The organism is Pseudomonas sp. R25(2017), assembly GCF_002112565.1.
GTDB classification, from domain to species: domain Bacteria; phylum Pseudomonadota; class Gammaproteobacteria; order Pseudomonadales; family Pseudomonadaceae; genus Aquipseudomonas; species Aquipseudomonas ekonensis.
The window spans coordinates 44783-65926 of record NZ_NEHZ01000023.1; the positions used below are offsets into that span (position 1 = coordinate 44783).

A 21144-nucleotide genomic window follows, 5' to 3' on the forward strand; every position below is an offset into this window, starting at 1 on the left:
ACAGCTTCTAAGGAGCAGTCATGAGCTATGTGATCGACCGACGCCTCAATGGCAAGAACAAGAGCACGGTGAACCGCCAGCGCTTCCTGCGGCGCTACCGTGACCACATCAAGAAGGCTGTCGAAGAAGCCGTCAGCCGGCGTTCCATCACCGACATGGAGCACGGCGAGCAGATCAGCATCCCCGGTCGCGACATCGACGAACCGGTGCTTCACCACGGCCGCGGGGGCAAGCAGACCGTCGTGCACCCCGGCAACAAGGAGTTCACCGCCGGCGAACACATCGCCCGCCCGCCGGGAGGCGGCGGAGGCCGGGGGCCCGGCAAGGCCGGCAACTCCGGCGAAGGCATGGACGAGTTCGTCTTCCAGATCACCCAGGAGGAATTCCTCGAATTCATGTTCGAGGACCTCGAACTGCCGAACCTGGTCAAACGCAACCTGACCGGCACCGACACCTTCAAGACCGTGCGCGCCGGCATCAGCAACGAGGGCAACCCCTCGCGCATCAACATCATCCGCACCCTGCGCTCGGCCCATGCCCGGCGCATCGCGCTGTCCGGCAGCAGCCGGGCGAAACTGCGCGAGGTGAAGGAAGAACTGGCCCGGCTGAAACGCGAAGAGCCGGACAACTTCGGCGATATCCAGGATCTGGAAGCGGAAATCGAGAAACTCAGCGCCCGCATCCATCGGGTGCCGTTCCTCGACACGTTCGACCTCAAGTACAACCTGCTGATCAAGCAGCCCAACCCCAGCTCCAAGGCGGTCATGTTCTGCCTGATGGACGTGTCCGGCTCCATGACCCAGGCGACCAAGGACATCGCCAAGCGCTTCTTCATCCTGCTGTACCTGTTCCTCAAGCGGAACTACGACAAGATCGACGTGGTGTTCATCCGCCATCACACCAGCGCCCGGGAAGTGGACGAGGAAGAGTTCTTCTATTCGCGGGAAACCGGCGGCACCATCGTCTCCAGCGCCCTGAAGCTGATGCAGGAAATCATGGCCGAGCGCTATCCGAGCAACGAGTGGAACATCTACGCCGCCCAGGCCTCCGACGGCGACAACTGGAACGACGATTCGCCCATCTGCCGCGACATCCTGATCAACCAGATCATGCCGTTCGTGCAGTACTACACTTATGTGGAGATCACCCCCCGCGAGCACCAGGCCCTCTGGTACGAGTACGAACGCATCGCCGAAGCCTTTTCCGACACGTTTGCCCAGCAGCAACTGGTCTCGGCCGGGGATATCTATCCGGTCTTCCGTGAACTCTTCCAGCGCAGGTTAGTGACATGACCGCCAAAGAGCAGAAGCGCCAACCCATCTCCACCGGCTCCGAATGGACGTTCGAGCTGATCCAGGCCTATGACCGCGAAATCGCCCGCATCGCGGCCCGCTATGCGCTGGACACCTACCCCAACCAGATCGAGGTGATCACCGCCGAGCAGATGATGGACGCCTACGCGTCGGTCGGCATGCCGCTGGGCTATCACCACTGGTCCTACGGCAAGCACTTCCTCAGCACCGAAAAATCCTACAGCCGCGGGCAGATGGGCCTGGCCTACGAGATCGTGATCAACTCGGACCCGTGCATCGCCTACCTGATGGAAGAGAACACCATCTGCATGCAGGCCTTGGTGGTGGCCCACGCCTGCTACGGCCACAACAGCTTCTTCAAGGGCAACTACCTGTTCCGCACCTGGACCGACGCCAGCTCGATCATCGATTACCTGGTGTTCGCCAAGCAGTACATCATGCAGTGCGAGGAGCGCCACGGCATCGATGCGGTGGAGGATCTGCTCGATTCCTGCCATGCCCTGATGAACTACGGCGTGGACCGCTACAAACGGCCGTATCCGATTTCCGCCGAGGAAGAACGGCGGCGGCAGAAGGACCGCGAAGAGCACCTGCAAAAGCAGATCAACGACCTGTGGCGCACCATCCCCAAGGGCACCGACAAGCTCAGCGACAAGGACAACGCCCGGTTCCCCGCCGAGCCGCAGGAGAACATCCTGTACTTCATCGAGAAGCACGCGCCGCTGCTGGAGCCGTGGCAACGGGAAATCGTGCGCATCGTGCGCAAGATCGCCCAGTACTTCTACCCGCAGCGCCAGACCCAGGTGATGAACGAAGGTTGGGCGACCTTCTGGCACTACACGCTGATGAACGACCTGTACGACGAAGGCCTGGTCACCGACGGCTTCATGATGGAGTTCCTGACGTCCCACACCAGCGTGGTGTTCCAGCCCGGGTTCGACAGCCCCTACTACAGCGGCATCAACCCTTACGCCCTGGGCTTTGCGATGTACCGGGACATCCGGCGCATGTGCGAGGAGCCCACCGAGGAAGACCGCCGCTGGTTCCCGGAGATCGCCGGCTCCGACTGGCTGTCGACCATCAAGTTCGCCATGAGCAGCTTCAAGGACGAGAGCTTCATCCTGCAGTACCTGTCGCCCAAGGTGATCCGCGACCTCAAACTGTTCAGCATCCTCGACGACGACCAGCGGGACGACCTGCTGGTGCCGGCCATCCATGACGAGGGCGGCTACCGGATCATCCGCGAGACCCTGGCGGCGCAGTACAACCTCGGCAACCGCGAGCCGAACGTGCAGATCTACAGCATCGACCGCCGCGGCGACCGCTCGCTGACCCTGCGCCACCAGCAGCATGACCGCAAGCCCTTGGGCGATTCCACGGAAGAAGTGCTCAAGCACCTGCACCGGCTGTGGGGCTTCGACATCCACCTGGAGACCCTGCAGGGCGACCAGGTGATGAAGACCCACCATGTGCCGCCGCGAAACGAGCACAGCGAAGGGGACTACGGTCGGCTCGACCTGGCCGTCATTCATCTTTGATCCCGTTCCAGCCTCCGAAAGTCCGGCGCAAGGGTTATCCTGTCGGGCCAACGGAGGTTTTTTATGCAGATTTACAAGGTCGGCGGCGCCGTGCGCGATCGCCTGCTGGGCAAACCGGTCACCGACATCGACTGGGTGGTGGTCGGCGCGACCACCGAAGAGATGCTCGCCCAGGGCTTTCGCCCGGTCGGCGCGGACTTCCCGGTGTTCCTTCACCCCAAGACCGGCGAGGAGTATGCCCTCGCCCGCACCGAGCGCAAGAGCGGCCGCGGTTATGGCGGGTTCACCTTCCACGCCAGCCCCGAGGTCACACTTGAGGAAGACCTGATCCGCCGCGACCTGACCATCAACGCCATGGCTGAGGACGACGGTCAGAACCTGACCGACCCCTACAACGGCCAGCGCGACCTTGAAGGCCGCATACTCCGTCACGTTTCCCCGGCGTTCGCCGAAGATCCGCTGCGGGTGCTGCGGGTGGCGCGTTTCGCCGCCCGTTATGCGGCACTGGGGTTCACCGTCGCGCCCGAGACCCTTGAACTGATGCGCACCCTCAGCGAATCGGGGGAGCTGGAAGCCCTGACCGCCGAACGCAGCTGGAAGGAGATTTCCCGCGCCCTGATGGAAGAGCAGCCGCAGGTGTTCATTCAGGTGCTGCGCGACTGCGGCGCGCTCAAGGTGCTGATGCCGGAAGTGAATGCGCTCTTCGGCGTGCCGCAGCCGGAAGCCCATCACCCGGAAATCGACAGCGGCATCCACACCTTGAGCGTGCTGGAGCAATCGGCGCTGCACAGGCAACCGCTGACCGTGCGCTGGGCCTGCCTGCTGCACGACCTGGGCAAAGGCCTGACGCCGCAAGAGGAATGGCCGAGGCATATCGCCCACGAGCACACAGGGCTGAAGTTGATCAAAGCGGTCAACGAACGCTTCAAGGCCCCGAAGGAGTGCCAGGAACTGGCACTGCTGGTCGGCCAGTACCACACCCACGGGCACCGCGCCCTTGAGCTGAAAGCCACGACGCTGCTGGAGTTGCTGCAGAGCTTCGACGTCTACCGCCGGCCGCAGCGTTTCGAGGAGTTCATTGCCGCTTGCGAGATGGACGCCCGCGGGCGAAAAGGCCTGGAGCAGCGCAGTTATCCACAGGCGGATTACTTGCGCGGCGCCGCGACGGTGGCGCGCAGCGTGGCGGTACAGCCGTTGCTGGAGAAAGGTTTCAAAGGCCCGGAACTGGGCGAGGCGCTCAAGCGCGAACGGCTCAAGGCGTTGAAGGCGTACAAGGAGGCGGCGGCCTCCTGAAACGGGCAGTCCGAATCGTCGCGCCGCCGCTCCCGCAGGGAACGGCGGCGCTCACGGATTCTGTGCTCCCCCAAAAGTGAGGGAGCCAGCCTGCTGAAGAGGGCGTCAGTGAAGACACCGCTCAGGCCGACAACAGATCCTCGGGGGTCAACGGCTCGCCCCGCCACTCAAAGGCCACCGGTGCCAGTTCCTGATCGATCTGCGCCTCTGCCCACAGCGCAGCAAAGCTTTTTCCCACGCCCGGATGCACCCGCTCCGGCGCAATCAGCGACAGCGGCCACAGCACGAAGGCGTTTTTCAGGATCTCCGCCCGCGGCAGGACCAGCCCGTCGAAATTGCCCGTCAGGTCGCCGTACAGCAGCACGTCGATGTCCAGCGGCAGGCCCTTGCGGTCCGGCGCGTAACGGCCGTTGTCCGCCTCGATGAACTTCAAGCGGCGATCCAGCTCCATCAGGGGCAGGTCGGTGAACGCCGACACCACGAAATTGAAGAACGGACCGCTCTTGATGCCCACCGGCTGGCTCTCGAACACCGCCGAACAGCGGATATCCACCAGGAACGCGGCCAGGGCCTCGAGCCCGGCGCGCAAATGGGTTTCACGCTCGATATTGCTACCGAGGCCGAGGTAGACCTGAGTCAGCGACATCCGCGCTCGATCTCCACACCCACGCCGCCCTTGGCGGCCGGCACGGCGCCCGGCTTGGTCAGCTTCAGGCGCACCCAGGTGATCTTGAATTCGTCCATCAGCGTCTCGACCAGCCGTTCGGCGAAGGTCTCGACCAACTGGAACTGCGCCTGCTCGGCGAAGGCCTGGATCCGCGTGGAGACGCTGGCGTAGTCGAGCGCCAGGGTCAGGTCGTCGCCGGCGGCGGCCGGACGATTGTCCCAGGCGAAGCTCAGATCAAGGCGCAGGCACTGTCGGATGCCGCGCTCCCAGTCGTAGGCACCGATCACGGTGTCGACTTCCAGGCCCTCGATAAACACTCTGTCCAAGCACTTTTCTCCGTTGCACGACAAGGGCGCGTTGCGCCGTTAGAATCAGGGCGTCCTCGCCCGGAATAGTTAGCATGTTTTGGTCACTGGCGGTTTTCGCCTACCTGCTCGGCTCGCTGTCCTTCGCCATCTTGCTCAGCCGCCTGACCGGAAACCCGGATCCGCGAATGAGCGGCTCGGGCAATGCCGGCGCCACCAACATGCTGCGCCTGGCCGGCCGCAAACTGGCGGTCCTGACCTTGCTCGGCGATCTGTGCAAAGGCCTGCTGCCGGTGCTGATCGCCTCGGCGGCAGGCCTGTCGCCGCAGGATCAGGCCTGGATCGGCGTCTGCGCCGTGATCGGTCACCTGTTCCCGCTGTATTTCCGTTTCCGCGGCGGCAAAGGCGTCGCCACGGCGGCCGGCATGCTGCTGGGGCTGTATCCGCCCGCCGCACTGCTGGCCATAGCCGCCTGGCTGCTGACGTTCTACCTGACCCGCACCAGCTCGCTCGCGGCCCTCATCGCCACCCCCCTCACCCTGCCGCTGCTGGCCTGGCAGGAACCGGCCGCCCTGCTGCCGATGAGCACGCTCACGCTGCTGATCGTCTGGCGGCACCGGGGCAATCTACGCGACCTGTTCGCCGGGCGCGAACGGCATTTTTGAATGCCGCCCTTGAACGACGCTCATCCCAACGCGGACAACTGCTCCATCGGCCAGCGCGCCTGCACGGTGATCGCCAGGCTTTCCTGCTGGCCGGCCTGCAGCCGCTGGCAACCGGCGAACGCGATCATCGCGCCGTTGTCGGTGCAGAACTGCGGACGGGCATAGAACACGCTGCCCTTCATGTCGCCGAGCATTTTCTCCAGCGACGCACGCAACGCCCGGTTGGCGCTGACGCCGCCGGCGATCACCAGGCGCTTCATGCCGGCCTGCTTGAGGGCACGCTTGCACTTGATGGTCAAAGTCTCCACCACGGCCTGCTGGAACGCCAGCGCGATGTCGCAACGGGCTTGCTCGCCGTCGTCCCCGGCGCTGACGCTCTGCTGCCAGGTGTTGAGGGCGAATGTCTTCAGGCCGCTGAAGCTGAAGTCCAGACCCGGACGGTCGCACATCGGACGCGGGAAGGTGAACCGGCCGGCGACGCCCCGCTCGGCGGCCTTGGCGATCTCGGGCCCGCCTGGATAGTTCAGGCCCATCATCTTGGCGGTCTTGTCGAAGGCTTCGCCGGCGGCATCGTCGAGGGTTTCGCCAAGCAAGGCGTATTGGCCGATGCCATCGACCCGGACCAACTGCGTATGGCCACCGGAGACCAACAAAGCGACGAACGGAAACTCCGGCGGTTGCGCCTCGAGCATCGGCGCCAGCAGATGGCCTTCCATGTGGTGCACGCCCAGCGCCGGAATGCCCCAGGCGAACGCCAGCGCCTGGGCGCAGGAGGCGCCCACCAGCAGGGCCCCGACCAGGCCTGGGCCTGCGGTGTAGGCGATCGCGTCGATCTCGGTCGGCACGCAGTCGGCCTCCGCCAGCACCTGCCGGATAAGCGGCAGCATGCGCTTGACGTGATCGCGGGAGGCCAGCTCCGGCACCACGCCGCCGTAGACGCGGTGCAGGTCGATCTGACTGAACAGCGCGTCCGCCAGAAGGCCGCGTTCACTGTCGTAGAGCGCGACGCCGGTTTCGTCGCAGGACGTTTCCAATCCCAGTACTAGCATGGGTTCTGGCCTTGTTTAGGCTAAATTCGAAGGCGCGCATGATAGTCGCCGCGTGATGCCCCGACCAGCGGTTTTCGATCAGAGGCTTTGCATTCCGAGCGTTGAGGGGTTAACATCCGCAACCCTTAAAAACCGACGTCTTCAAGTGCTCTTTTGCCGCGAGGATGTTGACCCCGGTAATGAATGAAGGTAGCTCTGGATGCCAGCCGTCAAAGTTAAAGAGAATGAACCCTTCGACGTAGCTCTGCGTCGTTTCAAGCGCTCCTGCGAAAAAGCCGGTGTACTGGCTGAGGTTCGTAGCCGCGAATTTTACGAGAAGCCAACTTCCGAGCGTAAGCGCAAGGCAGCAGCCGCTGTTAAGCGTCACGCCAAGAAAGTTCAGCGCGAACAGCGCCGCGCCGTTCGTCTGTACTGATACACAGACGTTCGTAGCAAGCTTCTGCCAAGCCCGGCCTTCCGCCGGGCTTATGGCATTTGCGGAAAACGCTTGATGCTTCACCGTCGAAGCCGCACATGCGACCGAGACAAATCCGCTTCACCGCGTCAGGCCTGGCTTCTTTGCCAGCGGTGCACGTCTTTTCTGACGGGCCTTTCGAGGCTGCCGACGAGCACACCCACTGATTCCTCTCACGACGATCAGCCCAAGGCACCTGCCTGCTTCATGAGCTATCCGAGGCCGCAATCCGGCCGTCAGCGGATTCAGCGCAACACTTTCAAACGGTCGAAATCCGATGGCTGCTAACGCCAAGGGAATTTCGGCAGATACACTTCCCGACAGCGATCACGCAGACGACACCGGTCGAGCCGCCGAAAGCACGCGCCCCGCCGGATGAGCCACGTCCTTTGCGCCCATCGCATCGGATCCTTTGAGCGCAGACGACGAGAACGCCATGGCCGGGTTGATCCCCCAGAGCTTCATTGACGACCTTCTGAACCGCACCGACATCGTCGACGTGGTCAGTTCGCGCGTGCAATTGAAGAAGGCCGGCAAGAACTTCACCGCGTGCTGCCCGTTCCACAAGGAAAAGACCCCGTCGTTCAGCGTCAGCCCCGACAAGCAGTTCTACTACTGCTTCGGCTGCGGCGCGGGCGGCAACGCCCTCGGCTTCCTCATGGACCACGACAACCTGGACTTTCCCCAGGCGGTCGAGGACCTGGCCAAGGCCGCCGGCATGGAAGTCCCGCGGGAGGAAGGCAGCCGCTCGCACAAGCCGCGCCAGCCGACCGATTCGCCGCTGTACCCGCTGCTCACCGCGGCCGCCGATTTCTACCGCCAGGCGCTCAAGAGCCACCCGGCGCGCAAGGCCGCCGTGGACTACCTCAAGGGCCGCGGCCTGACCGGCGAGATCGCCCGGGACTTCGGCTTGGGGTTCGCCCCGCCGGGCTGGGACAACCTGTTCAAGCACTTGAGCAGCGACACCCTGCAGCAAAAGGCCATGATCGATGCCGGGCTGCTGATCGAGAACGCCGAGACCGGCAAGCGCTACGACCGCTTCCGCGACCGGGTGATGTTCCCGATCCGCGACACCCGCGGCCGGATCATCGCGTTCGGCGGCCGGGTGCTGGGGGACGACAAGCCCAAGTACCTGAACTCGCCGGAGACCCCGGTGTTCCACAAGGGCCAGGAACTCTATGGCCTGTACGAAGCCCGCAAGAACAACCGCAACCTCGACGAGATCATCGTCGTCGAGGGCTACATGGACGTCATCGCCCTGGCCCAGCAAGGCCTGCGCAACGGCGTCGCGACGCTCGGCACGGCAACCAGCGAAGAGCACATGAAGCGCCTGTTCCGCGTGGTGCCCAACGTCCTGTTCTGCTTCGACGGCGACCAGGCCGGCCGCAACGCCGCCTGGCGGGCGCTGGAAGCCACGCTGTCGAGCCTGCAGGACGGCCGTCGCGCGCGCTTTCTGTTCCTGCCCGAAGGCGAAGACCCGGATACGCTGATCCGCGCCGAGGGCACCGATGCCTTCCGCGCCCGGATCAACCAACATGCGCAGCCGCTGGCGGACTACTTCTTCCAGCAACTGACCGAAGAGGCCGATCCGCGTTCGCTCGAAGGCAAGGCGCACATGGTCACACTGGCGGCACCGCTGATCGAAAAGGTGCCGGGCGCCAACCTGCGGATCCTGATGCGCCAGCGCCTGACCGAAATCACCGGCCTGAACAGCGAAACCGTCAGCCAGCTGGCCCAGAGCGCACCGCAGGAAGCGCCGCCGGCGTACGATCCCGGCATCGATTACGGCGCGATGCCGGACTACAGCGACTACCATCAACCGCAGGCGGCGGACATGTACGCGCCGCAGCAGGAGTGGACGCCGAAGAAATCCGGTTCCGGCGGCAAGAAATGGGAAAAGAAGCCCTGGGACAAGAACGGCAAGCGCGGCGGTGACCGCGACCAGCCGCGCGCCCCTCGGGTGCCTGCCGCCGTCGAGCCGCCGATCCAGGCCGCCCTGCGGACCTTGCTGCATCATCCGCAACTGGCGGACAAGGTCGAGGACGCCGGGCACTTCGCGGACGAAAGCCAGACCAACGCACAATTGCTGGTGGCCCTGCTCGAAGCCGTACAGAAGAATCCCAAGCTAAACTCAATTCAGTTGATCGCGCGATGGCACGGAACCGAACAGGGTCGCCTGCTCAGGGCGCTGGCCGAGAAGGAATGGCTGATCGACGGAGACAACCTTGAACAACAGTTTTTCGACACCATTTCCAGTCTGTCAGCCCGTCAACGCGAACGGAATCTGGAACAACTGCTCAGGAAAGCCCGTCAAAGCGAACTGAGCAGCGACGAAAAAAACCAGCTGCGCGACCTGTTGAGTCGCAATGCTCCCGCATCAAACCCGACCTCAACTGGCGCGTGAGGTCATAGCTCAGGTATAATCCTCGGCTTGTTTTTTGCCCGCCAAGACCTTCAGTGGATAGGGTGTTATGTCCGGAAAAGCGCAACAGCAGTCTCGTATTATTGAGTTGATCAAACTGGGCCGTGAGCAGAAATATCTGACTTACGCCGAGGTCAACGACCACCTGCCCGAGGATATTTCAGATCCGGAGCAGGTGGAAGACATCATCCGCATGATTAACGACATGGGGATCCCCGTACACGAGAGTGCTCCGGATGCGGACGCCCTTATGCTGGCCGACGCCGATACCGACGAGGCCGCTGCGGAAGAAGCAGCCGCCGCGCTCGCGGCGGTGGAGACCGACATCGGTCGCACCACGGATCCCGTGCGCATGTACATGCGTGAAATGGGTACGGTCGAGCTTCTGACCCGCGAAGGCGAAATCGAGATCGCCAAGCGGATCGAAGAAGGCATCCGTGAAGTGATGAGCGCGATCGCCCACTTCCCCGGCACCGTCGAGCACATCCTCTCCGAGTACGACCGCGTCACGTCCGAAGGCGGCCGCCTGTCCGACGTGCTGAGCGGCTACATCGATCCGGACGACGGCACCGCGCCGCCGGCCGCCGAAGTGCCGCCGCCGCTCGACGCCAAGGCCGCGAAAGAGGAAGAGTCCGACGACGATGACGAGGCCGAATCTTCCGATGACGAAGAAGAAGCCGAAAGCGGCCCGGATCCGGTCATCGCCGCCCAGCGTTTCGGCGCTGTCGCCGAGCAGATGGAAATCACCCGCAAGGCGCTGAAGAAGCACGGTCGCCACAACAAGGCGGCGATTGCCGAACTGCTGGTCCTGGCCGACCTGTTCATGCCGATCAAACTGGTGCCGAAGCAATTCGAAGGCCTGGTCGAGCGTGTCCGCAGCGCCCTGGACCGCCTGCGTCAGCAAGAGCGCGCGATCATGCAGCTGTGCGTGCGTGATGCCCGCATGCCGCGTGCCGACTTCCTGCGCCAGTTCCCGGGCAACGAAGTCGACGAGAGCTGGTCCGACGCCCTGGCCAAAGGCAAAGGCAAGTACGCCGAAGCCATTGCCCGCCTGCAGCCGGACATCATCCGTTGCCAGCAGAAGCTGGTCGCGCTGGAGACCGAAACCGGCCTGACCATCGCCGAGATCAAGGACATCAACCGTCGCATGTCGATCGGCGAGGCCAAGGCCCGCCGCGCGAAGAAAGAGATGGTCGAGGCGAACCTGCGTCTGGTGATCTCCATCGCCAAGAAGTACACCAACCGCGGCCTGCAGTTCCTCGACCTGATCCAGGAAGGCAACATCGGCCTGATGAAGGCGGTGGACAAGTTCGAATACCGTCGCGGCTACAAGTTCTCGACCTATGCGACCTGGTGGATCCGTCAGGCCATCACCCGTTCGATCGCCGACCAGGCGCGCACCATCCGTATTCCGGTGCACATGATCGAGACGATCAACAAGCTCAACCGCATTTCCCGCCAGATGCTGCAGGAAATGGGTCGCGAACCGACGCCGGAAGAGCTGGGCGAGCGCATGGAGATGCCTGAGGACAAGATCCGCAAGGTACTGAAGATCGCCAAAGAGCCGATCTCCATGGAAACCCCGATCGGCGATGACGAAGACTCCCATCTGGGTGACTTCATCGAAGACTCGACCATGCAGTCGCCGATCGATGTCGCCACCGTGGAAAGCCTGAAGGAAGCGACCCGCGAAGTGCTGTCCGGCCTCACCGCCCGTGAAGCCAAAGTGCTGCGCATGCGTTTCGGCATCGACATGAACACTGACCACACGCTGGAAGAGGTCGGCAAGCAGTTCGACGTGACCCGCGAGCGGATCCGTCAGATCGAAGCCAAGGCGCTGCGCAAGCTGCGCCACCCGACGCGGAGCGAGCATCTGCGCTCCTTCCTCGACGAGTGACACCAGAACCCCCGGCCCAGGCCGGGGGTTTTGTTTTGCGGCAGATTAAATCCCCCGCCTCCCCCTCCCCCCGCGCAGCCCGTCTACACTCGAAGCATTCCCCCGTGCCATAACGAGACCGTTATGCCCAGACTGCCGACCGTGCTTTTTTTGCTGTCGCTGATCACCTGGACCGCAACGGCTGGCGCGCTGACTCTGACCGACGAAGAACGTGCCTGGCTGGCGGCTCACCCGGATTTGCGCCTGGGCGTGGACGCCTCGTGGCCGCCCTTCGAGTTCCGGGACGACCAGAACCGCTACCAGGGCCTGGCGGCGGACTACATCGACGTGATCCGCCAGCGCCTGGCGATCAAGCTCACGCCCATCGAGCCGGTGAGCTGGACGGTGGTGCTGGCGCAAGCGAAGGAGGGCAGCCTGGACCTGCTGCCGGGCATCATGTCCACCCCGGAGCGCCAGACCTACCTGGCGTTCACCCGCCCCTACCTCGACTTCCCGATCGTCATCCTCGCCCACGTCGGCGGCCCGCAGCCGCGCAAACTGGACGACCTGTACGGCCTGAAGATCGCCGTGGTGGAAAACTACGCGCCCCATGAATTGCTGCGCACCCACCATCCCGACCTGAACCTGGTGGCCATGCCCAACGTCAGCTCAGCGCTCCAGGCCCTGGCGACCGACGAAGTGGACGCCGTGGTCGGTGACCTCGCCTCCAGCGTCTGGAGCCTGCGCCAACTCAAGCTCGACGGCCTGTACGTCAGCGGCGAAACACCCTATCGCTATCAGTTGGCGATGGCCGTCCCCCGGGACAACAAGATGCTGGTGACCATCCTGGACAAGGTGCTCGCCGACATGTCCCCGGAGGAGATCAGCAGCATCCAGGAGCATTGGGTCGGCAACGTCCTCGATCACCGGACATTCTGGTCGGATCTTCTGATATACGGCCTGCCAGGCCTGTTGTTGCTGTTCAGCGTGCTGGCGGTGGTGATCCGCATCAACCGCCGCCTGAGTTCGGAGATCGCCCGGCGCATCGACCTCGAGCAGGAACTGCGCAGCAGCGAGTACCACTACCGCGGTCTGGTGGAGAGCCTGTCGGCCATCGCCTGGGAAGCGCGGATCAGCGATTTCACCTACAGCTACGTTTCGCCCCATGCCGAGGATCTGCTGGGCTATCCGCTGTCCCACTGGCTGATCCCGGGTTTCTGGCGCAACATCATCCACCCGGCGGATCTGACCCGGGCCCAGAGCTTCTGCGACCACGAGGTAGAGGCCGGGCGCGACCACAGCCTCGACTACCGGGTGATCACCGCCGACGGCCGCTGCCTGTGGGTCCGCGACATCGTCAGCCTGATCGAGCACGGCCACGAGCCGGTGATGCGCGGCCTGATGATCGACATCAGCGAAGCCAAACGCACCGAAGAGGCGCTGCGGCTGTCGGAGCAGAAATTCGCCTCGGTGTTCCAGCAGTGCCCGGACATCCTGGTCATCGCCCGGCTGTCCGACGGCTGCCTGCTGGAGGTCAATGAAGCCTTCGAAGAACAGATCGGGCTGAAGGCCGAAGACGTGATCGGCCAGACCGCCACCGAACTGAACATCTGGGGGATTCCCGGTGTCGGCCCGGGACTCTTGCAACGCCTGCAGGCCGGCAGCATCCGCAACCTGGAGATGCCCTTTCGGCGCAGCAACGGCCAACTGTTCACCGGCCTGATCTCCGCCGAGCCGTTCGACCTGGACACCACGCCGGCCCTGGTGGTGGTGGTGCGCGACATCTCCCAGCTCAAGGAAACCCAGCAACAGCTGCAGACCTCCGAGGAAAAGTTCGCCAAGGCGTTCCATGCCTCGCCGGACGGCCTGCTCCTGTCGCGCCAAAGCGACGGTCTGCTGCTGGAGGTCAACGAAGGCTTCAGCCGCATCACCGGCTACAACAGCGCCATGTCGGTGGATCGCTCGGCGCTGGATCTGGGGATCTGGGTCAACCTCAACGAACGCAAGCAGATGCTCGACCTGCTGCACCGCGACGGCTACGTGCGCGACTTCAGCTGCCACATCCGCCGCAGCGACGGGCAGATCCGCCTCTGCGAGGTCTCCAGCCGACCGCTGCCGATCGGCGAGGACGACTGCATGCTGACCATCGCCCGGGACATCACCGAGCGGCACCTGATGCAGGAGAAACTGCAACAGGCGGCCACGGTGTTCGAAAGCACCGCCGAAGGCGTACTGATCACCGATACCCAGCAGCACATCAGCGCCGTCAACCGTGCCTTCACCGAGATCACCGGCTACAGCGAAAGCGAGGCCCTGGGCCACACCCCTCGCCTGCTGGCGTCCGGCCTGCACGACAGCGCCTTCTACGCTGCCATGTGGCACCAGTTGACCGACGAAGGCCACTGGCAGGGCGAAATCTCCAACCGGCGCAAGAACGGCGAGCTCTACCCCAGCTGGCTGACCATCAGCGCCGTGCGCAACCGCGACCGCTCCATCACCCACTTCGTCGCGGTATTCGCCGACATCTCCAGCCTCAAGCACGCCCAGGCCAAGCTCGATTATCAAGCCCACCACGACCCCCTCACCGGCCTGCCGAACCGCACCCTGTTCGAGAACCGCCTGCTGATGGCGCTGAACAGCCAGCAGGAGGACGGTGGCCAGGGTGCCGTGCTGTTCCTGGACCTCGACCGCTTCAAACACATCAACGACAGCCTCGGCCACCCGGTCGGCGACCTGCTGCTCAAGGGCATCGCCGTGCGCCTGAAGGAACAGCTGCGCGACATCGACACCGTCGCCCGCCTGGGCGGCGACGAATTCATCATCCTGCTACCCGGCCTGCAGCAGGCCAGCGACGCCGACTACATCGCCAACAAGCTGCTGCACTGCTTCAGCGCGCCGTTCCAGGCCGGCGAGCACGAGTTCTTCATCAGCGCCAGCATCGGCACCAGCCTCTATCCACGGGACGGCTGCGACGTGGCCACGCTGGTCAAGAACGCCGATGCGGCGATGTACCGCTCCAAGGCCAAGGGCCGCAACCGCGTCGAAAGCTACACCCGCGACCTCACCGCCCAGGCCAGCGAACGCGTGGCCCTGGAGCACGAACTGCGCCGGGCCATCGAACGCGATGAGCTGTACCTCTACTACCAGCCGAAAATCAGCCTCGACGACCACCGCCTGGTCGGCGCCGAAGCCCTGATCCGCTGGCGTCACCCCAACTTCGGCGAGGTGCCGCCGGAGCATTTCATTCCGCTGGCCGAAGAGAACGGCATGATCCTGCAGATCGGCGACTGGGTGCTGGAGACCGCCTGCCGGCAGATGTTCGAGTGGAGCCAGATCTACGAAAGCCTGGGCCCGCTGTCGGTCAACCTCGCCGGCGCCCAGCTGCGCCAGCCGAACCTGCTGGGCCGCATCGAGCAACTGCTCAAGGACAACCGCCTCAGGCCGGACCTGTTGCAACTGGAAATCACCGAGAACTTCATCATGAGCCAGGCCGAAGAGGCGCTCGCCGTGCTGCACCAGCTCAAGCGCCTGGGCGTGCAACTGGCCATCGACGACTTCGGCACCGGCTATTCCTCGCTCAGTTACCTCAAGCGCCTGCCGCTGGACATCCTCAAGATCGACCAGTCCTTCGTCCGCGGCCTGCCCGACGACCCGCACGACGCAGCCATCGTCCGCGCCATCATCGCCCTGGGCCGCAGCATGCAGTTCACCGTGATCGCCGAAGGCGTGGAGTCCCAGGCCCAGGAGCAGTTCCTCGCCGCCGAAGGCTGCGAACAGATCCAGGGCTACATCGTCAGCCTGCCCCTGCCGCCCGAAGAGTTCGCCGCCACGTTTCTGCGCATTGCCGTATCGGATTTTTCGGATAGCACAGCCGCCAAACCGTCGCTATAATCCGCCGCCTACTGAGGGCCTATAGCTCAGTCGGTTAGAGCAGAGGACTCATAATCCTTTGGTCCACGGTTCGAGTCCGTGTGGGCCCACCAGACACCAAAAAGCCGCGCGAATGCGCGGCTTTTGCGTTTTTGGCGGGATCGCCTCAGATACGGAATACTCATTTGCAACTCGTAAACCCGAGTGCGAGCCGGGGCCTTTCCTCATCCGTTTTTGTGGGGCCGACATCGCCTACGCCGCCCGGCCTGACTTTTGCTCGACGACTATTCGCACACAATCTACTTGTCAGCCGGCTCGAAGCGCTCGCCACGAAACACCCGACGTGGATTGCCACGCTCGATGCGGTGATGGAACAACCGCCGCTCCGCGCGCAGTTCGCTGTCGACCTGCTCCGCCTGTTGCGCCAAGCGTTGACCGATGAGCAGCAGCGCCAAGCGCTTGTTGGCGTGCTGGCTACGCTCGCTCTGTACCTTGACGCTGACGCCGCTGGCCAGGTGCGTGGCGCGCACTGCCGAGTCGGTGGTGTTGACATGCTGACCACCCGGCCCGGACGAACGCAAGGTCTCGAAGTGGATCTCGCTCGCCAATTCCGGTGCCGGTGGCGCAAACCGTGCGCCCCCAAAGAACCAGTTCTTGCGCGCATGCCCCGGCCGGTACGGACTGCTGCACGTCCATTGCAGCGAGCCCGTCCAGTGATCCGCCAGGCGCTCGGCCTGCTCGCCATCCAATGCCAGCAATACCGAGCGCAAGGTACCGCGCCGCGACCCCGGCTCTTCTTCGAGTATCCGTACCGCCACGGCCTGGGCATCCGCTTCGGTCTGCAGCCTGAGCAATGCCTTGGCCACTGCCAGGGCACATTCTTCCGGCCCCTGAGCCGCCGAGAGTTGCAGTAGGATCATCAGCAGCACCCTCCGCGCGTCTTGTAGGTGAGCACCGGTTTCAGTCGTGCCAGCACGCGAACCAACCCCGCTTCACGCAAGGCACCCACCACCGAGTCGATAGCCTTGTAGGCCTCCGGCGCTTCCTCGTAGATCAGCGCCCGGTCGGCGCAGATCACGCGGCTGCCTAGTGCCGTACGACTCAGTTGCTCGACGCTGTAGCGCGAGGCGAGGCGATCCTTGCACTCGCTGCGCATCCATTTGCGTCCGGCGCCATGGGCCAGGGACAACAGGCTGCGCTCGTCGGCGATCGGCTGTACCAAGTAGCTGTAGTCGCCGCGCGAACCAGGGATCACCACCGCCCCCTGATCCGACGGTGTGGCGCCTTTGCGATGCAGCCAACCATCGAGCCCGTCGACCTGCGCTGGCGACACCAGGTTGTGGTGGATGTCGAGCAGTACATCGCCATCGGCACGCAAGCGGTCGAGCATGCGCCGGGCAATCAATTGACGGTTGGCTTCGGCAAAACGCAGCGCGCCATCGTGCCGGCCCAGGTAATGAGTACTGGCCTCGCTGCCCGCCTCCAGTCCGTGATGACCGAACAGGTCGACCTGCTCACGCAAGATCGCCTCGCCCAAACCACGCGAGCCGCTGTGCACCAGCAACAGCAGGTGTTTGTGCTCGATGCCCAAGGCTGCCAGGGCCGCATCGTCGTAGTTTTCATCGAGTTGCTGCAGCTCGGCGAAGTGGTTACCACCACCAATGGTGCCTAGAGAACGCTCGTGCCCCGTGGCAGGCAAACCGAAGCTGGCGACGGCCTCCTGCCACGTCTCGTCGAGCGGCAGGTCGAGGTTGCCGAGGCGTTTCTCCAGTTTGTCCAGATGCAGCTTGGCGGTCGGGATGTCCGTGCGCCACAGCGCCATGCCACAGCCGATGTCATTGCCGACCAGCGCCGGGTACAAACGCCCCACGGAAAAGAATGCCGCGCCGACCGGATAGCCACGCCCCGGATGCAGGTCCGGCATGCCGGCCACCCGATGCATGCCCCCTAGGCGAGCGGTGGTTTCGAGTTGTTGGATCGCTTTTCCTTCGATCCAGGTGTCGTCCGCGGCGACCAATACGGCGCCGTCGGACAAATTGCGAATGCAAGTGCCCATAGTCCAATCCTGATGGGTTGAAACAAAAAGATGTTCGGATTGGCAGGCCAGAGGCCGGGCGTTGCGGTACCGCTAACGAGTAGCGGCGAATGCGATCAAGCCAGGCGCGACCTGCAAAGGGTGATCAACTGTTGCATGATGTACCTCCTTTGCTGTCGGGTGAGAGAAGGCGGGCATCTTAGGTGGTGTAATTGCCACCTTGCAACAACCTTGATCACATTTTTACCAGGAGAACAACGTCATGGCCGAAAAACCTGACCGCTCCGCGGTACAAAAAACAATACACTGGCGGTACAGTGCCCAGCTTCCACCCATTTTGCCAAATTGCGCTAAACACCAGTAACCACGTTACTTCCAGCTAACTATGCCTACGCTAAGCTACGCACGGTTTCACTGGGTTTGCAGCGTCTCCAGGCAACTCATAATCCTTTGGTCCACGGTTCGAGTCCGTGTGGGCCCACCAGACACCAAAAAGCCGCGCGAATGCGCGGCTTTTTCATGTCTGCGTCTCAGCCCTCACCGCGGCAACGCATACGCAATCACATAATCCCCCCGATCCGTCGACTGCCGCGCACCGCCCGCCGTCAGCAGGATGTACTGCCTTCCGGTCTTGGGCGACACGTAGGTCATCGGCCCCGACTGGCTGCCCACCGGCAGGCGGGATTTCCAGATTTCGTCGCCGGTGCCGGTGTCGAAGGCGCGCAGGTAGAAGTCCTGGGTGCCGGCGAAGAACAGCAGGCCGGACTGGGTGGCGAGCGAGGCGCCCAGGGTCGGCATGCCGATCGGGATCGGCAGGTGCATGCGGATGCCCAAGGGGCCTGTGTCCTGCACGGTGCCGACCGGCACTTGCCAGACCAGTTTGCGGGTCTTCAGGTCGATGGCGGACATCGTGCCGAACGGCGGCTTCTGGCACGGAATGCCCGCCGCCGACAGGAAGCGCTCGCGCATCGCGCCGAACGGGGTGCCTTCCTGCGGCACCACGCCCATCTCGATGCCGCTGGCGCCGGCGGCGATCCGGTTGCGCGGGATCATGTAGTTGGCCAGGCCCAGGCGCATGTCGTTGACGAACAGGTAATGGGAGTTCGGATCCACCGACACGCTGCCCCAGTTCATGCCCCCGAGGGAGCCGGGGAACTGCAGCGCGCGATCCATGCCCGGCGGGGTGTAGACGCCCTCGTGGCGCATGCCCTTGAACTGGATGCGGCACATCAGTTGGTCAAACGGCGTGGCGCCCCACATGTCGGATTCGGTCAGGGTCTGGTTGCCGATGGAAGGCATCTCCACCGAGAACGGCTGGGTCGGCGAGTAGCGTTCGCCGGGCACGTTGCCTTGCGGCACCTTGCGTTCCTCGACGCGGGCGATCGGTTTGCCGGTCTCGCGGTTGAGCAAGAAAATCTCGCCCTGCTTGGTCACCTGCGCCAGCGCCGGCTGCGTGCCGCCCCGGTCGTCCGGCAGGTCGTACAGCAGCGGCTGGGCCGGCAGGTCGAAGTCCCACAGGTCGTGATGGGTGGTCTGGAAGTGCCAGCGCACCTGACCGGTCTTCACGTCGAGGGCGACGATGGAGGAACTCCACTTGTCGTCGAACTCGGTGCGCTGGCCGCCGAAGAAGTCTGGTGTGGCGTTGCCGGTCGGCAGGTAGACCAGCCCGAGTTTGGCGTCGTAGGACATGGCCGACCACACGTTCGGCGTGCCGCGGGTGTAGGTCTCACCGGGCGGCGGGCGTTTGGTGATGTTCGGGTTGCCCGGATCCCAGGCCCACACCAGCTCGCCGCTGCGCACATCGTAGGCGCGGACGACGCCCGGAGGCTCGCCCGTGGAGTAGTTGTCGGCCACGCGACCGCCGATGATCACCACGTCGCCGGCCACCAACGGGGTCGAGGTCTGCTGGTAGTAACCCGGTTTGACGTCGCCCATGTCGGTTTTCAGGTCGACGGTGCCTTTGTCGCCGAAGTCGGCGCAGGGCTCGCCGGTTTCGGCGTTGATCGCAATCAGGCGCGCATCGCCGGTCGGCAGGAACAGACGTTTCGCACAGGCTGCCGGGGCAGCGGCCGACCCGTCTGAAGGCGCTTCGAAGTAACCCAATCCCCGGCATCGCTGCCAGTTCGGTGCGCTGCCCTGAGGGTCGAACTTCCAGCGCTGGGTGCCGGTGTCGGCATCGAGGGCGAAGACCTTGCCGTAGGCGGTGCAGGCGTAGACCGTGTCGCCGATCTGCAGCGGCGTGTTCTGGTCTTCGGCGCCGGCACCGGTGCTCTGCGGGATGTCGCCGGTGTGGAAGGTCCAGGCCACCTGGAGCTTGTCGACGTTGGCCTTGTTGATCTGGTCCAGCGCGGCAAAGCGGTTGCCGGCGGTGGTGTTGCCCCAATGGGCCCAGTCCTTCTGCTCCGTGCCCGGCGTGACTGGGGTGACGGCCGGCACGCTGGAGGCTTCGACCACGTGGGTCGGCACAAACATGTAGGCCAGGGCCGCGACGATGCCGACGCCCAGCACGCCCGCCAGCCCGTGGGCGCCCCGCCCTGCCTTGGCACCGGAGACCCGCGCCAGCGTCGGGTAGACCAGCGCCACAACGAAGCCGATCACGGCGAAGGTCAGCACCCGGGAAACCAGCGGCCAGTATTCCAGGCCAGCGTCCCACAGTGCCCAGATCACGGTGAGGATCAACGCGACGCCGTACAGCCATGCCCCTTGCCGTTGGCCACGGGCGATCATTGCCCCGGACACCAGCATCGCCAGGCCCATCAGCAGAAAGTACCCGCTGCCGCCCAAGGCGACGAGCCAGCCACCGCCGCCGGCCAGACCGAGCCCGATCAAGGCAATCAACACACCCAGACCGCGCAGCAGCCATTTGCTGCCGGCGGCAGCCCCAGAATCGTTCATGTCGGACGTTGTTCCCATTTGTGACAAGGGCGGAATAATGTACCGGACGGTTACTTATGGCAATTTGTCGCAATAGAAATGAACCAGACAGTCCAAAAAACCGTTCGATTATCGGCCGTAAGCGTTCTCGCGCCTGAATCTGTAACATGCAGCCCATCCGTCCGCGCCCCTGGAGACGCCCTTTGCCTGACATCCGCCCGCCCGTGCTCGACGAAATCGACCGCCAGCTGATCGCCGCCCTGCAAATCAACGCCCGCGAAAGCGTGGCGATGCTTGCGCGGCAATTGGGGATCGCCCGCACCACCGTGACGTCGCGGCTGGCGCGGCTGGAAAAGGCCAAGGTCATCACCGGTTATGGCGTGCGCCTGGGCCAGCGGGTGGTGGACGGCGGATTGCAGGCGTACGTGGGCATCACCGTGCAGCCGCGCTCCGGCAAAGAGGTGCTGCGCCGGCTCAGCGCCATGGCGCAGGTGCAACAGCTGTGTGCGGTGAGTGGCGAATTTGATTATGTGGCGTGGCTGCGCACCGACTCGCCGGAGCAGCTGGATCAGTTGCTCGACCAGATCGGCAGCGTGGACGGGGTGGAGAAGACGACCACGTCGATCATCCTGAGCAGCAAGATCGACCGGGGGCAGCCGGTTTGACCGCCGGGTTCGGCGTTTTGGCTGTACGGTCGGGTCTCATCGCCGGCGGGTTCGCTGCTGCTGCAGTCACTGTGCGCATAAGTTTCGTCATATTGACTGACAAAACAGCATAACGACG

Annotated in this window: 15 protein-coding genes and 1 tRNA gene; 10 read left to right on the top strand and 6 right to left on the bottom strand. The window is 64.0% G+C overall.

Going from position 1 to position 21144, the window contains the following annotated elements; genetic code table 11:
* Positions 1–20: 20 nt before the first annotated feature.
* The 3 genes from CAG31_RS25095 (at position 21) to CAG31_RS25105 (ending at position 4144) form a co-directional block, all read left to right on the top strand.
* Positions 21–1292, top strand: a complete 1272-nt coding sequence (locus tag CAG31_RS25095) for a YeaH/YhbH family protein (RefSeq protein WP_007959907.1) — start codon at positions 21–23, stop codon at positions 1290–1292.
* Complete coding sequence (locus tag CAG31_RS25100; RefSeq protein ID WP_085586278.1) at positions 1289–2851, top strand: SpoVR family protein; 1563 nt, start codon at positions 1289–1291, stop codon at positions 2849–2851. Before CAG31_RS25095 ends, CAG31_RS25100 begins: the two co-directional genes overlap by 4 nt.
* Positions 2852–2914: 63 nt before the next feature.
* Positions 2915–4144 (top strand): multifunctional CCA addition/repair protein, encoded by a 1230-nt coding sequence (locus CAG31_RS25105; RefSeq protein WP_085586280.1) that lies wholly within the window; start codon positions 2915–2917, stop codon positions 4142–4144.
* A gap of 121 nt (positions 4145–4265) precedes the next feature.
* Here CAG31_RS25105 and folK read toward each other — a convergent pair whose 3' ends face one another.
* Positions 4266–4790, bottom strand: a complete 525-nt coding sequence (folK, locus tag CAG31_RS25110; RefSeq protein ID WP_085586282.1) for a 2-amino-4-hydroxy-6-hydroxymethyldihydropteridine diphosphokinase — start codon at positions 4788–4790, stop codon at positions 4266–4268.
* Positions 4781–5137: a dihydroneopterin aldolase gene (gene folB / locus CAG31_RS25115; RefSeq protein ID WP_085586284.1), complete on the bottom strand. Its 357-nt coding sequence runs from the start codon at positions 5135–5137 to the stop codon at positions 4781–4783. Before folB ends, folK begins: the two co-directional genes overlap by 10 nt.
* A 74-nt stretch (positions 5138–5211) precedes the next feature.
* Between folB and plsY the strand changes: the two genes are divergently transcribed.
* Positions 5212–5781: a glycerol-3-phosphate 1-O-acyltransferase PlsY gene (gene plsY / locus CAG31_RS25120; RefSeq protein WP_085586286.1), complete on the top strand. Its 570-nt coding sequence runs from the start codon at positions 5212–5214 to the stop codon at positions 5779–5781.
* Between the two features lie 20 nt (positions 5782–5801).
* Here plsY and tsaD read toward each other — a convergent pair whose 3' ends face one another.
* On the bottom strand, positions 5802–6830 hold the full coding sequence (gene tsaD / locus CAG31_RS25125; RefSeq protein WP_085586288.1) for a tRNA (adenosine(37)-N6)-threonylcarbamoyltransferase complex transferase subunit TsaD: 1029 nt from the start codon (positions 6828–6830) through the stop codon (positions 5802–5804).
* Positions 6831–7029: 199 nt separating this feature from the next.
* Here tsaD and rpsU point away from each other — a divergent pair, with 199 nt between their 5' ends.
* The 5 genes from rpsU to CAG31_RS25155 all read left to right on the top strand — a co-directional run bounded on the left by rpsU (position 7030) and on the right by CAG31_RS25155 (position 15565).
* Complete coding sequence (gene rpsU, locus CAG31_RS25130; RefSeq protein ID WP_002551877.1) at positions 7030–7245, top strand: 30S ribosomal protein S21; 216 nt, start codon at positions 7030–7032, stop codon at positions 7243–7245.
* Between the two features lie 475 nt (positions 7246–7720).
* Positions 7721–9688, top strand: coding sequence for a DNA primase (gene dnaG / locus CAG31_RS25135; RefSeq protein ID WP_085586354.1), 1968 nt, complete (start codon positions 7721–7723; stop codon positions 9686–9688).
* A gap of 67 nt (positions 9689–9755) precedes the next feature.
* Complete coding sequence (rpoD, locus tag CAG31_RS25145) at positions 9756–11603, top strand: RNA polymerase sigma factor RpoD (protein WP_085586292.1); 1848 nt, start codon at positions 9756–9758, stop codon at positions 11601–11603.
* A 123-nt stretch (positions 11604–11726) separates the two neighbouring features.
* A complete protein-coding gene (locus CAG31_RS25150) occupies positions 11727–15473 on the top strand; it encodes a bifunctional diguanylate cyclase/phosphodiesterase (protein WP_085586294.1) in 3747 nt (1248 codons plus the stop codon).
* 15 nt (positions 15474–15488) lie between these two features.
* Positions 15489–15565 (top strand) — tRNA-Ile (locus tag CAG31_RS25155).
* Positions 15566–15751: 186 nt separating this feature from the next.
* On the opposite strand, the gene prfH is transcribed toward CAG31_RS25155, so the two are convergent.
* From prfH to CAG31_RS25170, 3 genes are all read right to left on the bottom strand, one after another.
* Positions 15752–16372, bottom strand: a complete 621-nt coding sequence (gene prfH, locus CAG31_RS25160) for a peptide chain release factor H (protein ID WP_085586356.1) — start codon at positions 16370–16372, stop codon at positions 15752–15754.
* Positions 16372–17508, bottom strand: a complete 1137-nt coding sequence (locus tag CAG31_RS25165) for an RNA ligase RtcB family protein (protein ID WP_085586296.1) — start codon at positions 17506–17508, stop codon at positions 16372–16374. The genes prfH and CAG31_RS25165 overlap by 1 nt, the downstream gene beginning before the upstream one ends.
* 516 nt (positions 17509–18024) lie before the next feature.
* Positions 18025–20382 carry a glucose/quinate/shikimate family membrane-bound PQQ-dependent dehydrogenase gene (locus CAG31_RS25170; RefSeq protein ID WP_085586298.1) on the bottom strand — a complete coding sequence of 786 codons (2358 nt, stop codon included), beginning with the start codon at positions 20380–20382 and terminating at the stop codon, positions 18025–18027.
* 182 nt (positions 20383–20564) lie between these two features.
* Between CAG31_RS25170 and CAG31_RS25175 the strand changes: the two genes are divergently transcribed.
* Entirely contained in the window at positions 20565–21026 is a 462-nt protein-coding gene (locus CAG31_RS25175) for an Lrp/AsnC family transcriptional regulator (protein WP_046029956.1), read from the top strand.
* Positions 21027–21144 lie beyond the last annotated feature (118 nt).